Here is a 14,535-nt window from a genome sequence, read left to right as displayed (position 1 = left end):
AGAGCGTGAAACGTGAGTAAAGAAGCATTTAAATCTGGTTTCGTAGCCATTATTGGACGCCCTAATGTTGGTAAATCAACCTTACTTAATCGCTTTGTAGGGCAGAAGATCGCCATTATGTCGGATAAGGCACAGACCACTCGGAATCGAATCCAGGGAGTCTTAACCAATGACCAAGCCCAAATTGTTTTCATTGATACACCGGGTATTCATAAGCCTAAACATGCCTTGGGTGACTTCATGGTTAATACGGCTTATAGCGCCCTCAAAGGGGTAGATGCCGTATTATTTGTGGTCAATGCTGCAGAAAAGATGGGGCCCGGCGATCGATTGATTATGGAGCGTATCCAGAATGTCAAGGTACCTGTCTTTTTAGTCATTAACAAGATTGACTTAGTTAAACCAGATGATCTTTTGCCTATTATTGAAGGCTACCAAGAAGTCAGAAGCTTTGACCAAGTCTTTCCGATTTCGGCTACGCAAGGTAACAATGTGCCGGAATTGGTGGCTAAGTTGCAAGAAGCTCTACCGGAAGGACCAAAGTACTATCCAGACAGTCAGATTATGGACCATCCCGAATATTTTGTAGTGGCCGAATTTATCCGTGAAAAAATCTTACTCCTGACTCAGGAAGAGATTCCCCATTCCGTAGCAGTTCAAGTGCAAAGTATGCAACGCAATGAGAATGGCAAGATTGAAGTTCAAGCTTCCATTATTGTGGAACGCAAGAGCCAAAAGGGGATTATCATTGGGGCTGGAGGTCAAATGATTAAGAAAATCGGCCAATTGGCTCGGCGTGATATTGAGCAATTGCTGGATGACAAGGTTTATTTAGATTTGTGGGTCAAGGTTCAGAAGAATTGGCGCGATCGTCAAACCAATCTGAGTGACTTTGGCTATCGTCCAGATAACTACTAAGAGATGGTGATAGAAGGGAGCAGGGGGCATGAATGAACGATTTGAGGGCATTGTCCTCTTCAAGCGTCCTCACCGCGAACATGATGGCTTGGTCAAGATTTTTACCCAAGAATTTGGGACTAAGATGTTCTTTGTGCGCGGTCTTTATCGGGGCCATCATCGGCTGACAAGCGCCTGCCTTCCTATGACTCATCATGCCTATATTGGTGACATTCAAGACGACGGACTCTCTTTTTTAAAGGAAAGCCAGTCAATCCAACTTTTCCAAAGATTGCAGGCTGATATTTTGCTTCAGGCCTATGGCATCTATGTCTTACAGCTCCTAGATGCATCTCTAGAGGACAATCAAGCCAACCCTAAGCTCTATCAGCTTCTATTACAGGTGCTTGAAGCCTTAAATCAAGGCTTAGCTCCTCAAGTCATTGTGGCTTATCTAGAAATTCATCTCTTGCCAGTCTTTGGCATTCATATTCAATGGGCTTCTTGTGCAGCTTGCCAGGTCAGTGATCGCCCCTTAAGATTTAGTCTCAAGCGTCAATCCGTCTTGTGTGACCGTCATGCCTCTTTGGATATTCATTGCCTACCAGTTTCTAGTCGAGCAGTGCACCTAGCCCGACGTCTGTCCCAAGTGGATTTAAAACAAATCCAAAACATTAACTTAAGTGATCAGACTCTTAAGGACCTGCGACTGCTCATGGATGCTATCTATCAAGAATATGTCGGTATTCGTCTCAAGAGTAAGTCCTATTTGGATCAGATTACGCAATTAGACTGGTCAAGTACTTAGTTTAAGCTTTTTCGTCGCTTAATTGGTGATGAATAGCTAACAACTTACTGACATGCTAGACTATTGGCTAAGCCCTAAAAGATTAAGAATTTGGAAATCAGGTGAATAATTCGCCTTTTCGTGGTAAAATAGGTGGAGACAAATTTCAATTAGCAAAATAGCTATGGGAGGTTCCATGAAAAACATCAAAACCAATGCCCTCGCGAATTTCTTAGTGCGATTTGCGAACGTGGTGGTGCCTGTCCTCACAGGAACCTATATTAACCGGGTCTTTCAAAACTCGGTAGAATATAACTACTTTAATGCTGGCGACACGCTGATGAACATTTTCTTACCATTTGCCTCTTTAGGGGTTTATTATTTTGGTGTCCGGCAAATAAGTAAGGTTAAGCATGACCGAGATCAGGTCAATTACTTCTTCTCGAGCCTGTTCTACATTACGGTTATTTCATCCATCCTAACGACGCTATTCTATGTGGGCTATGTCTATGCGACTGTTCACCAGAAGAGTCAGTTGGCAATTTACTTAGTTTTGGGAAGTCAGATTCTATCTAGCTTCCTCTATATTGAGTGGATGGTGGAGGCCTTCGAGAATTATCGCTTTATCTTAATTAAGACCATCATCTTGCGCATTATTATGATTGTGGCGCTCTTTGGCTTTGTTAAAACGGCCGAGGATATTATCATTTATGCAATGGTCATGTCTGGCGCTCAAATTCTCAACTATCTCTTCGGTTTTGTCTGGATTAAGCGTCAAGTCAAGCTAGTCAAGGTCAAGGTTAAAGATATGCTGTCCATGATTCTGCCTTTGATTAGTTTGCTACTTATGTCCAGTGCAGTGACCCTTTATACGGCTTTGGATAAGCTCTTCCTATCCTATACAGATTCAGAGGATGCCGTCAGCCTTTATAGCCAAGGCCAAAAAATTTCAACTATGATTGCGACTCTAATTAGTAGTCCGATTTCGGTGAGTATTCCACGTTTGGGATACTATCTTGGCCAGAATAACCGCGAAGCCTATGACAACCTAGTCTACAAAGGGGCACGTCTCTTTGCCTTCTTGATTGCGCCAATTAGTTTAGGGCTCTTCATAACAGGCAATTATGCTGTCTTGCTTTATGGTGGGGGAGCCTATATGGGAGCCGCGACTGTAACAGCCATCTTTGGGATTCGGAGTATTACTTGGTCTATTGAGACCCTTTTCGCTAATCAGATTATCTTCATTCATGGCTATGAACGGAGTTTGACCCTTTATTATTTCGCCTGTGGCTTACTCAACCTAGCCTTCAAGTTCCTACTCCTCAATATGCATTTCTCATCTCCAGAAATCTATATCTTAACCACTTGGTTATCAGAAGGAGTCCTAATTGCCCTCGAAATCTACTTTATCAAACGCCATGGCTTAATTAAGTTAAAACCTGTGATTGGCAGTTTCTTACGCTATGGGCTGATTGCTGCAGGGTTTATCCCAATCAGCATAGTGGTTAACGCACTATCTCCAGTGCGAATGACGCATTTAAACTTAGCTGTCTTAGTAAATCTTGCCATTTTAATGACCCTATGTGGCATATACTACCTCGCGGCCCTCTGGTTACTTAAAGATCCTGTTCTGACCGGTATGGTAGAAGCAGTTGGCAATAAATTAAGAAGAAGGGGATAGACCATGTCAGACTTAATTACGGTTGTAGTTCCTGTCTACAATGTGGAATCATATCTGGAGCGATGCGTGACAAGTATCTGCAAGCAAAGTCATACTAACCTTGAAATCTTGCTAGTCAATGATGGCTCTACTGATAAGAGTTTAGAAATCTGTCAGCGTTTAGAGCAAGAAGATCAACGTATTCGCCTGATTTCGCAGGCTAATGGTGGTTTATCGGCTGCAAGAAATACGGGCATTGCTCAAGCAAAAGGGCAGTACATTGCCTTTATTGATAGTGATGATGTTATTTCTTTGGATATGATGAAGACTCTTTATCAAGAGATGGTCTCTGCCCAAGCAGACTTGGCCATGTGCTCTCACTATGATATTTATGATGACCAGATTCTGAGCGGACCAGAAGTAGAAGCACAGACTTGGATCTTTACAGCCAAAGAGGCCATCGGCCATGTGATGGCGGCTAAAGGCTTCACGGTCATGGCACCAACTAAACTCTATAAGCGTTCACTCTTCGATGACTTGAATTTTGAGTTGGGGAAGATTGCTGAAGATGCCTTCATCATGATTCGCTTGCTAGCCAAGTGTCAGCGAGTGGTGGCGACGGATGCTAAACTCTATTACTATATGCACCGTCCAAATAGCATTACCACCCAGAAATTCTCACTCAAGTACCTCAATGTGATTGAGGCTTATCAACAAAACTATGAAATTATCAAACGGGACTACCCAGATTTGTTGCCAGTAGCTATGACACGGCTCTATTGGGCGCATTTCTATGTCTATGATCGTTTGTTGCTAGATTCAGACTATCAAGATGACAGTCTTAAAAAACGCTTACGGTCTTATCTAACAGACCACTTTTGGCAGATTATGCGTGATCCGCTTTTCACCAAGGGGCGTAAACTTAGTATGCTTGCTTTACAGATTAGTCCTGCTCTCTATAAGCAAATCATTAGTAAGAAATACAAAAAGGAGTTGCATGGATAAATGATACGATTTGATTGGATTGAGAAACATTACTACCAAATCAATACTTGCTTTTTATTAGCGTTGATTATGTATTGTATGGCGGGGCTTATTGTTCCCTTACAATTTCTCAGTGCCCATCCTTTAGTATATGGTACCATCACCTTAATGGGGTGCTTATTAGGGCTCTATAACTTATTATCCAAGAAGGTTCATCTCAAACTCAGTTTACTACCTTGGCTAGTTGCTTTCTTCCTCTTGAATATTGTGACAAGTCTCTTGGTGGTTAACTTTGGTTATATGGCAAACTTCAAGAATATGGTCATATTCTTCCTTTACTTCTTTGCCATTTACCCAATCTTTATTAATTTGGGTCAAGGACAAGCTAAGCGTTTGCTGAGTAACATGTTCTGGTTAGTTGTCATCGTCAATACTATCGGTGATTTGATTTCCATTGGCCAATTCGTTGCCTTGATTGGTTATCACGTCAGCGACTATAAAGGTTTAATTATTCGTCAAGGTTTTATTGAGTCCCGTTTATTTGGGATTTTGGCTAGCCCTAACTACTTGGCCATTATATCGCTATTGGCAGTCCTCTTCCTCTTAAGTCAATGGCGTAAGAGTCAGGTGACTTGGATGAAAGTGGCAATCGTCTCGTCTATTGTTATTAACTTCGTTTACATTGTCTTATCAGGTTCTAGAACAGCCTTATTATGCTTGCTTGCTGCTACCCTAATCTACAGCATGGTCAACATTTCTGGCTGGCAATTGAAGAAGCGTTTCTTAACTATCTGTGTGGTCTTTGCAGCTATTGGGGTCGGGGTCTACAGTGTTGACACAGTAGGGGAGTTTTACCTAAAACAATCAGGTGGTATCCACATCCTCAACGATGAAGCCAGCGTGACAGGTAATCAAAAGGTTACCACTGGTGAAGGGACTTTGAAACGGTCAGATACTGAGGAAACCAATATCTCTAACAACCGTTTCGATATTTGGAAGTCAACCTTGGCTCTAGTTCCTTACCGTCCAATCTTAGGTTTTTCTTCAGGTAACTGGCACAGTGTAGCTAAGTCTTATGATGCCAATAGTTATGTGGTTAAGCAGCACTATCTCACTCATAATGGTTATATTGAAGTCCTATTCTACAATGGTATCTTAGGTTTTATCACTTTAGGATTCTTTATCTTGGCGTCTACCAAGCGGCTCTTGGTCAAATGGTGGGCCCTCAACAAGAAAGGCGTTAGCCGCCAGGATTTAGATATGATTCTAGCTATGATGGCAGTTATCTTTACTTCCAACTTGTTCTTGAGTTCGACCTTATACGGAATTTCCTTCTTAGGGGTCATTTTATTCGCTATCTTGGGCTATTACGAAGCTGTTATAGCGAAGGATTATGCCGGTTATCGTCAGTTGAATGATCAAGAAGTTCGCCAAGTTGAACTTGAAATCATGGACTATATCCATGCCATTTGTCAACGTGAGCAAATCCAATATAGCTTGGCTTACGGTACTTTATTGGGGGCTGTTCGCCATAAAGGCTTCATTCCTTGGGATGATGATATGGATATTGCCTTAGTTCGTTCAGAGTATGAGCGCCTCTATCAAGCCATCAAGGCAGACCGTCATCCAGTTTTCCAGGTTACGGGCTTCCAAGATGCTTGGCATTATCCTTTCCCATTTTATCGGGTGGTTGATAAGCGTACTTTTTATGAAAATAACACTTTAGCATGGCCAAGTAAATTAGGCATTTGTGTGGATGTCTTTCCCTTTGACCATGCTAAGGGAGATCAAGCAAAAATGGACCGCCTAGATCAGTTGCGGCAACTTTCGGCCTATTCTTGGAATGGCATTCGTAACGAAGAGGGAGGCTTAGGTAACCTTATTCGCTATGCCGTGAATTTCTTCTTCCGTCTCTTGCCACCTCGTATTTGGAACCAAAAAATGGACCAATTAGCACAGAAGGGGAGCGACTCTAATCGCCTTGATTACTTGATGGAGAAGAAACGTCGCGATACTAGTTTTGTTAAGATGTCACATGAACAGGTTCAAGAGGCTCAATTTGAAGATCGTCGCTATCAAATTCTGTCAGATTACGATCAAGTTCTGACGGCTATCTATGGAGCAGATTATATGCAATTGCCTGCAGAAGAAGACCGTGTTCAACACGCGCCATTTACTGCTTACAGGGAGGAAGCCTAAATGTCACTTATGCAATGGGCTAAACGGAGTTTGGCCAGTCTCTTAGGTAAACACAAGGACAGCATTAAAAAATTGCCGATTATTAAGCAGTTAAATCAAAAGGCTAATAAAGAGTTAGATGAAGGGCGACAAGCTCTATTAAGGGCTAACTTCGACCGGATTTTAGAGATTGTCTATGATCAAGACCACTTAAACTTTGATTTATGGTTGGATTTTGGTAGTCTGCTAGGTTACTACCGTGAAGGTGGGCGCATTGAGCATGATATTGATATGGACTTTGCTCTCAAAGTCAGTGACTTAGAGGCCTTTGATGTCTATGAAGGTCATCTCTTAGCTAATGGATTCCGAAAACGCAAGGACTTTACCTATGAGGGGAAAGTCGTAGAACGGGCCTATGATTTTAATGGGCTTAACATTGACTTTATCTTCTATGAGGTTACAGAGACTCAATTTTCGAGTGTCACTATTGACTTCAAGATTAATGCCATCGGCCAGCCAACTCGCTTGATGGCTTATCGTTATCAATTACCACTAATGGAGATTGTTTGGGCCAATATTGAAGAACATAAAGTAATGGTACCGCAAGATTGCCATCGCTATCTTTCCTTACTATATGGCGCAGATTTCATGGAACCTAACACTCACTATCATTGGCAAGCTAACCCGATTTATCAGCAAGTATCGTCTGAACCAGCTCAAGTTAAGCTCTTACCTTAAGCAAGAATAGAAAATCCCCGTCACTGAATTAATCAGTGACGGGGATTTTCTGCTATCTAGTGATTGCCGTTATTTTGATTCTGTTGTGTATTCTGCATCTGATGGTTAGAACCTTGATTGGTGGTTGGGTTATTGGTGTTGTTACCACTGACATCAATGCCTTCAGAATAATCACCGTTAGCATTCCAGAGTAAGAACTCGTGAATATTGTGCTTGGCTAGGGCATTAATTTGTGCCTGAACCTGTAAGGTGCCGTATTCTTGGTAGGTGCCTACTGGTTTGCTTGAGTCGGTAAAGTCTTGAATCCAAGGGCGACTGATTACCTTATTTTGGACGTTTTTAAGCACCTGTTCTTCCGAGAACATATACTCATCGACTAATTCATAAGGGTGTAAGTCAGGTAGCTCAATACCGAAGAAAGCTGTCCCCCAGTGAGAAGGATAAATCATACTTGAGATAACATCTAATTGCTCGGCCATTTTAGCGAAGTCTTGACCAATCCCGGTTGTTTCGGTTTGACCACTAGTAACGGCCGTAATACCGAAGACGTCGGCACCAACTTTAACACCATATGGCGCAAGTTGTTCTTTGGCGAGTTTCAAGAAGTCAGTAATAGCCGCAACCCGGTCTTCACCTTCAATCTTATTACCACTTGCGGAGACATAGTTGCTGTAGTTGCCTTTGTCGAAGCGTAAATCTTCAGCAAAGGTCTCAAATCCTTCTGGGAAGCGGACATAGTCATACTGAATTTCCTTGAAGCCCATCTTAGCGGCCGCAATAGAAACTTCGATATTGTATTTCCATACTTCTTCTAGGTAGGGGTTAATAAACTGAGAGCCATTGCCATCCGACCAGATACTTCCTGTCTCACGTGAGTGGAAGGAGAGTTCTGGGTGTTTATCCGACATCATGTTATCTTTGAAGGTAACAATACGTGCAATTGGATAAATCTGGTTAGCTTCTAAGGTCTTGAGAGCGGCTTTTAAATCGGCCACTTGAACTATGTTTTCTTTAACCATGGCATTATCGGTTTCGATTTGGGTGACAATTTGACCATAGTCATCCTTGAAGTCGATAACAGCAGCATTAAGGCCGTTTCGTTTCATCATAGCAATGACATTCTGGAACTTGGTCTGGTCGGCGATAATCTCAGGTGAAAGATAGATGCCTTTTACGCCATTTTTAGGATAAGCAATATTTATCCCACTATCGTAGAATAAAGCCTTAGGTAAATTGGTTGGAGTCACGAGAATACGACCATCTTCAATCTTAATTCCCTCATAACGGTTGGTTTTGCCTTGACTCCGCCGATTATTGAAGTCGGCTATCTCATCTGCAGTGTACTTAGCCTGTACCTGAGGGAGAGTCTGATAGGTCGGTTGGGCGGGTTCTTGCTTCTGACATGCGGTCAGAATGAGCATCAAGAGCAGCAAGATAGCGCCTGGTTTGACTGATTTCATGCATTACCTCCTGAAGCTATTTTTTCTGTTCTTTCAATTTAACTAGTTCAACTTTAAGATTGACTAGATTAGCATTTAATTTCTCAAAATGGGGCAGAACCTTGTCTAGATTCATGAGATTTGTTGTAGAGAGTGTGTTAACGTTTTTTAAGACATCAAAGAAAGACTGGTAGTTAGATTCTGGATTAGCAATGGATTTGAATGATTGAGATTCCAGGGCCAAATTCGCCGTATAGTCCGTTACATAAGTAGCTAAATCCTGGTCTAATTGATTAATGGCAGTGCTGATATCTTGGAATTTGTCAGTGGGAAGATTCTTATTATCAGTTCCCTGACTAAGTTCCTTGAGCATCTCTTGAAGGTGAGTCCGCTTTTTATTGATATCATCAATTCTTGATTTGCGTTCTTGAATGTTTTTCTCAACTTGGCTATCATTTTTGTTGAAAAGCGCCAAATCATTTTGGCCTAAGTCTGTTTCAAAAGCTGCTTGTAAATTCTTTTCTTGTGTTTGAATTTCGGTTAAATCATTGAGAATGGCAGTAGTATCCTCTTGAATTAGGCCTACAGCGCGATCTACGCGAGTTAAGGAATTGTCGCAAGCCACAAGAAAAAGGCAACTACAGAGCAAAATCAATAGATATTTGAATCGCTTCATAAAGACTCCTTTACTTTAGTTTTTAGGTGCCACCTAGGTGTTTTCTTCACCATTTTGAGGTATAATAGAACTTATACATCTTTATTATACCAAAAAGAAAACGCATTTAACAAGGAGAACGACATGTTAGTCGCATTGGTTACGATAGTTGGCCTTATAATTGCCGACCAGGGTCTGAAGTTTTGGGTTGTTTCAAACCTTGCGCTAGGATCCCAAATTAAGCTTATTCCTGGATTTTTCAGTTTAACCCACGTACAAAATAGGGGGGCATCTTGGGGCATCTTACCCGGAGCTCAAGGTCTCTTTATTGCTATTACAGTCTTAGCAGTTACTTTTTTCAGCTATAAAATTTATAAAAAACATGCTAGCTCTTCCTGGGTCAATTTTGCCTATGGATGTCTAGTAGGCGGTGCATTAGGCAATCTGATTGATCGTCTTGTCAATGGCTATGTTGTTGATATGCTACAAACGGATTTTATCAGTTTCCCAATTTTCAATCTAGCGGATTCAGCCTTGACGATTGGTGTTATCATTTTACTTCTACTCGCAAAAGAGCAAGATTTGAGTTTATTTTAAAGAATGTCGCAAAGAAGGAGTTGCTTATGACAGCAGAGGAATATCAATTAAAAGGGCAAGCGGGACGTCTGGATAAGATTTTAACCGACTTAATGCCTGGCGAAAGCCGCTCAACTATTCAAAAGATTATCAAAGACGGCCTTGTAAAGGTTGATGATCACCATCAAAAAGCCAACTTTAAACTAAAGGGAGATGAATGCCTCCTCGTTGAGCGTCGAAGCCTTATAGTAGAAGAAGACACCCTACCAGAACCTGAGGCAATGGATCTCAATATTGTTTATGAAGACGACGATATTCTGGTCATTAATAAACCAGCAGGACTAGTCGTGCATCCTTCGAAAGGCCATCTACAGGGAACCCTGGTTAATGGCTTACTTCATTACTTGAACGGAAATCTGTCCTGTGGCTCGGATTTATACCGCCCTGGTATCGTACATCGGATTGATAAGGACACTTCTGGTCTCTTAGTAGTAGCTAAACATAATGCCGCTCACCAAGCACTAGCAGACCAACTAGTCAATCATGATATGCGTCGCTCATATATGGCACTCGTGCACGGCCACGTCAAAGCTCCGCAAGGTACTATTGAAGCCCCGCTGCAACGAGATCCAGCAAATCGCTTGCGTTGGACGGTTGCTAAAGACGGGAAATATGCTTTAACTCGTTTTCAAGTCTTAGAAAGTTATGAGAATGCTACTTTATTAGACTTGGAGCTAGAGACAGGGCGGACTCACCAGATTCGTGTCCACCTAGAGTTTATTGGACATCCACTAGTTGGTGACCCTGTTTATCGCAAGGGGCTGGACCATGTCAAAGAGTCACTCGTCCATGATATGTCTGGCCAACTACTTCATGCCTATGCACTTAAATTACAACATCCTAGAACAGGTGAGTGGTTAGAATTTAAGGCGCCACTGCCAGGTCATTTTGAGCAAGTTTTAAGTCAGTTAGCTTGAATTTATGACCAACGTTTCCACAGAAAGGTCGGGTATTCATGAATCCAAATGATAAAATCTTGGATAAAATCCGTAATTTGCTTGAGCTAGCAGAGGACGGTAACCAGGATGAGGAGAGCCAGACAGCTCTCTTGATGGCACAAAAACTCATGCTTAAGCATAAAATATCTCAGCATGAGCTAGATGCGGCCACTAGTCTAGATGTCATTGTCACACGTTCCTTATCTGTCTACAAAACCCTCTTTTGGTGGGAGAAGCTATTGGCACGAACTATTGCAGATAATTTTCGCATTATGCTCTATGTGCAGAGCACGCGATTGCCTCATCAATCAAAAACTCAGCGCAAGATCGTCTATATGGGATATCAGTCAGACGTGGATTTAGCCTATCATGTCTTTCAACTAGCGACTAAGGCCATGAAGTATCATGCCGGACAACACCTTAAATTAGTTAGCCAAGATTTGACCTCCTCCCAGAAGCAAAGCCAACGTCGAGCCTATTATCAAGGTTTTATGGATGGCTTAGCAGCAAAATATGAGCGTCAGCGTCAAGTTATGGTAGCGGAAGAAGCGGGCTATTCCTTGGTAATTCAAGTTCCTGAAGAAGTAAGAGAGGCTTTCCGCGCTCAGGTTCAGGGGCATATTGTCTTTAAGCAACCTCATGTCACTGAAGAGGGCTTGGCCTATGAGAGTGGCTATCAACAAGCTAAATCAATGAGTCTTGAGGCTGCTCAGCTAGATTACGGAGATAATTAGAATTTAATATCAAAAACGTTTGCAAAGAAAAGTAGTTATTCTGTGAGTTAACTACTTTTTTTGTGCTTTTAAGATCTCAATCAAACCAATATATTTGTACGAAAAATTTAACCGCAAAACTGGTTGCGCTTGCAAAAAATATTATAAATTAAAATTTGATGTATCTATTTTATGCTAGGTTATAAAGCCCAGACAACTTTAAAGCGGATTAATGAATGTCAATTTATATAGACAAGTTAATATTAATAACTTTTCTATATAATCGCAATGTTCGTATTTTTGTGTTGATTATATAACTATACATCTATAAATATGTATATTTGGGTGTCTCGACCTCTATATATAGATGGTGATACGAATATTAGAAACAATATGTGGTATTAATTAACGTTTTTCGATTTACAGTACGTAACCTTTTTGTTATAATGTCAGTGACTGGTTATATAAATGAAATAGTTTTTCTAGTGCAATTGTCATAAGACTGTCTCAATGTCTTGATGTATTAATATCTCAGTCGTGTCCTATCACTCATATTTACGATTATAGGGGGTTGGTGAAATGATAAATATCAAGTGTAAGTGATAGGCAAGGACGAAAGGTAGTAAATAAACTATCATTTATAAAGATAGATTGGAAGTCTGTATAAGAAAGTAATTTATTAAGAATAGGACTATTGGTTAATTAGCAAATATAAGAAACCTAGACTTAACTAGTCGAACGAATAGCGATTAAGGATTTGGCTACTCATTCTGATTGAAGCAGGGCTTTGCCCCACAAGGGCCTTTGTCATAGAGTGTTCTGTTGCCGTGAGGATGACTTAATCAAGAGGAGGAAAATATATGAAGGAAAATGTTAAATGGGCAAAACTGTTTGCCATCTTAATGCTCATCTTCAGTGTTTTATCAGGCCCGTTAGAGGCTTTTGCTCAGGATGTCAGTAGCGCATCCGATGTCGAGGAGCTTGTCTCATCGTCTGTAAATTCGTCGTCAAATGATGATGCAAATGAAAATGCTTCATCAGAATCTGAAGAGGAAGCAACCTTCCCCCAAGCACAAGCGCTTAATACTAATATCAACGGCACACCTAAAGCCTTACACAATGCAGTTAGAAGTGCCATTGTTTGGGACTATAACAATGCTCGTGAAGCAACTAAGGATGAAGACGGTAACTACGTCTTAAGAGAAGAGTCGCTCTTCGGTTTTGAAATGCAGTTTGACCTAGCAGACTATGATTATAACTTGAACAATGGGGATTACTTTGAATATGAAATTCCAGCACCTCTAACAGTTCTAGCAGGGAGTTTTGACTTGATTGACAGTCCGACTGGCATTGCCGTTGGGGTAGCGGAGGTTACTTCTAACGGCCCTGGTCAAGGTGGTTCAGTTCATATCAGCATTCAAAACTTAGAAAAATACCTTGAAGCTAAAAAAGCGGATACTGCTTATGGTGTACGGGGAAGTTTCTTTGTACAGTTTAAATCTGATACAATTAAAACTCCAGTTACTATTCGCCTTAAAGATAAAGGTTCCGCTGCAGGCGTAAATATCGTGTTAAAAGTAAATCCGCGTGGCCCAGTCACTGACAACGGCCCTTACCTAAGCGGTGAGAACTTTAACAAGTTATGGGGGGTTATGATTGAAGACCCTTGGGAATCTGTTGCTCTGGGCACTACAGGTAATTATGTTCACCCTTGGCGTGTTCGTCTTAACGCAAGCCTAGGCAAATATAATAAATATGTTGTTTATGATGAAATTTCCCAGGGTAGTGGGGACATGCAGTTTATCCCTGAAAGCTTCCGTCTCTTGTCGGGTAAAAAGATTAATCAGAACTGGGGTTTAGATGATGGTTATGAATTAGAAGAAGGTAGTGACTACTCTATTAGCTTCAGTGATAACTACACTAAGTTCAAAATGACTATCTTCAACCCATCTGGTAAACCTTTCATTTTGGACTATAAAACAACCGCTCCTGGGGATGGGAGTACCGTTGGGAACGTGATTTCTGTTCAAGGTGATGATAAACCCCTCCCTAATAACGCAGTAAACAATAGCACGAAAGAGGAAGTTCGTCGTCGTAGCAGTTTGACGGAAGGCGGGGCTATTCAATTGAATGTTGCCTACCGTATTGTGATTAATAAGGTAGATGCTGAAACTAAGAAGCCTTTAGCGGGCGCTGTCTTTAAAGTAACTGACCCAGATGGGAATGAATTCCGCTTAGCGCCTACTGGCACGGATGGTTCAACCATTTCTGATAAAATTAAAGATACTTTAGCTGCAAAAGGAACCTTCAAAATTCAAGAAGAGACAGCTCCAGCAGGTTACGAGTTATCCAATGATGTGACTGAAGTAACCGTAACTGAAACAGGCGTAATCCGTACAATTGAGAACAAAAAACGTTCTACAGGGTTTAAGGCTACTAAGGTATGGGCAGGTGACCAAGATGCTTCTAAGCGTCCGTCTGTCAAATTCCAACTTAAGCGTGATGGCGCTAACTATGGCGATGTTAAAGATGTGCCAAAAGCCGGTGGGGTCGTAACTTGGTCTAACTTACCATACTACCAAGATGGCAAGAATGAGCCTTCTGTCTACACGGTTGAAGAAACTGGCGTAGAAGGTACTGGCTATGAAGTAGCTTATAGTGATCAGACCGCTACAAGTGCAACTGTAACCAACACCTACCGTAACACTGAATTTAAAGCGACCAAAGTTTGGGCTGGCGACCAAGACGCAAGCAAACGTCCGGCTGTTAAGTTCCAACTCAAACGTGATGGTGTTAACTATGGCGATGCCAAAGACGTACCTCAAGCAGGCGGGGAAGTAAGCTGGTCTAACTTGCCATACTACCAAGATGGCAAGAATGAGCCTTCTGTCTACACGGTTGAAGAAACTG

Annotated in this window: 12 protein-coding genes; 10 read left to right on the top strand and 2 right to left on the bottom strand. The window is 41.5% G+C overall.

What is annotated here, in order from left to right:
- Positions 1-12: 12 nt before the first annotated feature.
- The 6 genes from era (at position 13) to RWO08_RS08965 (ending at position 7,244) form a co-directional block, all read left to right on the top strand.
- A complete protein-coding gene (gene era, locus RWO08_RS08990; RefSeq protein ID WP_314211862.1) occupies positions 13-918 on the top strand; it encodes a GTPase Era in 906 nt (301 codons plus the stop codon).
- Between the two features lie 28 nt (positions 919-946).
- On the top strand, positions 947-1,705 hold the full coding sequence (gene recO, locus RWO08_RS08985) for a DNA repair protein RecO (RefSeq protein WP_314211861.1): 759 nt from the start codon (positions 947-949) through the stop codon (positions 1,703-1,705).
- 175 nt (positions 1,706-1,880) lie between these two features.
- Complete coding sequence (locus tag RWO08_RS08980) at positions 1,881-3,365, top strand: oligosaccharide flippase family protein (RefSeq protein WP_314211860.1); 1,485 nt, start codon at positions 1,881-1,883, stop codon at positions 3,363-3,365.
- A 3-nt stretch (positions 3,366-3,368) separates the two neighbouring features.
- Positions 3,369-4,349: a glycosyltransferase gene (locus tag RWO08_RS08975; protein ID WP_314211859.1), complete on the top strand. Its 981-nt coding sequence runs from the start codon at positions 3,369-3,371 to the stop codon at positions 4,347-4,349.
- Positions 4,350-6,527, top strand: coding sequence for a LicD family protein (locus tag RWO08_RS08970; protein ID WP_314211858.1), 2,178 nt, complete (start codon positions 4,350-4,352; stop codon positions 6,525-6,527).
- Positions 6,528-7,244 carry a phosphate ABC transporter permease gene (locus RWO08_RS08965; RefSeq protein WP_314062257.1) on the top strand — a complete coding sequence of 239 codons (717 nt, stop codon included), beginning with the start codon at positions 6,528-6,530 and terminating at the stop codon, positions 7,242-7,244.
- Between the two features lie 56 nt (positions 7,245-7,300).
- Here the strand turns inward: RWO08_RS08965 and RWO08_RS08960 are convergent, their stop codons facing one another.
- Both RWO08_RS08960 and RWO08_RS08955 read right to left on the bottom strand, forming a co-directional pair.
- The gene (locus tag RWO08_RS08960) at positions 7,301-8,704 is read right to left on the bottom strand and encodes a putative glycoside hydrolase (protein WP_291428159.1); all 1,404 of its coding nucleotides are present in this window, start codon (positions 8,702-8,704) and stop codon (positions 7,301-7,303) included.
- A gap of 16 nt (positions 8,705-8,720) precedes the next feature.
- Complete coding sequence (locus RWO08_RS08955; protein WP_314211857.1) at positions 8,721-9,359, bottom strand: YkyA family protein; 639 nt, start codon at positions 9,357-9,359, stop codon at positions 8,721-8,723.
- Positions 9,360-9,482: 123 nt separating this feature from the next.
- On the opposite strand from RWO08_RS08955, the gene lspA reads away from it, so the two are divergent.
- From lspA to RWO08_RS08935, 4 genes are all read left to right on the top strand, one after another.
- Positions 9,483-9,935, top strand: a complete 453-nt coding sequence (gene lspA / locus RWO08_RS08950) for a signal peptidase II (protein WP_314211856.1) — start codon at positions 9,483-9,485, stop codon at positions 9,933-9,935.
- Positions 9,936-9,961: 26 nt separating this feature from the next.
- On the top strand, positions 9,962-10,891 hold the full coding sequence (locus RWO08_RS08945) for an RluA family pseudouridine synthase (protein ID WP_314211855.1): 930 nt from the start codon (positions 9,962-9,964) through the stop codon (positions 10,889-10,891).
- 38 nt (positions 10,892-10,929) lie between these two features.
- Positions 10,930-11,646, top strand: a complete 717-nt coding sequence (locus tag RWO08_RS08940; protein WP_314211854.1) for a DUF2786 domain-containing protein — start codon at positions 10,930-10,932, stop codon at positions 11,644-11,646.
- Between the two features lie 839 nt (positions 11,647-12,485).
- Positions 12,486-14,535, top strand: a 2,050-nt coding sequence (locus tag RWO08_RS08935) for a Cna B-type domain-containing protein (protein ID WP_314211853.1), incomplete at its 3' end; no start/stop codon positions are given.

It is taken from the genome of uncultured Abiotrophia sp. (assembly GCF_963520105.1).
Classification (GTDB): Bacteria; Bacillota; Bacilli; order Lactobacillales; family Aerococcaceae; genus Abiotrophia.
This window is presented reverse-complemented; position numbering and strand designations above follow the sequence as displayed.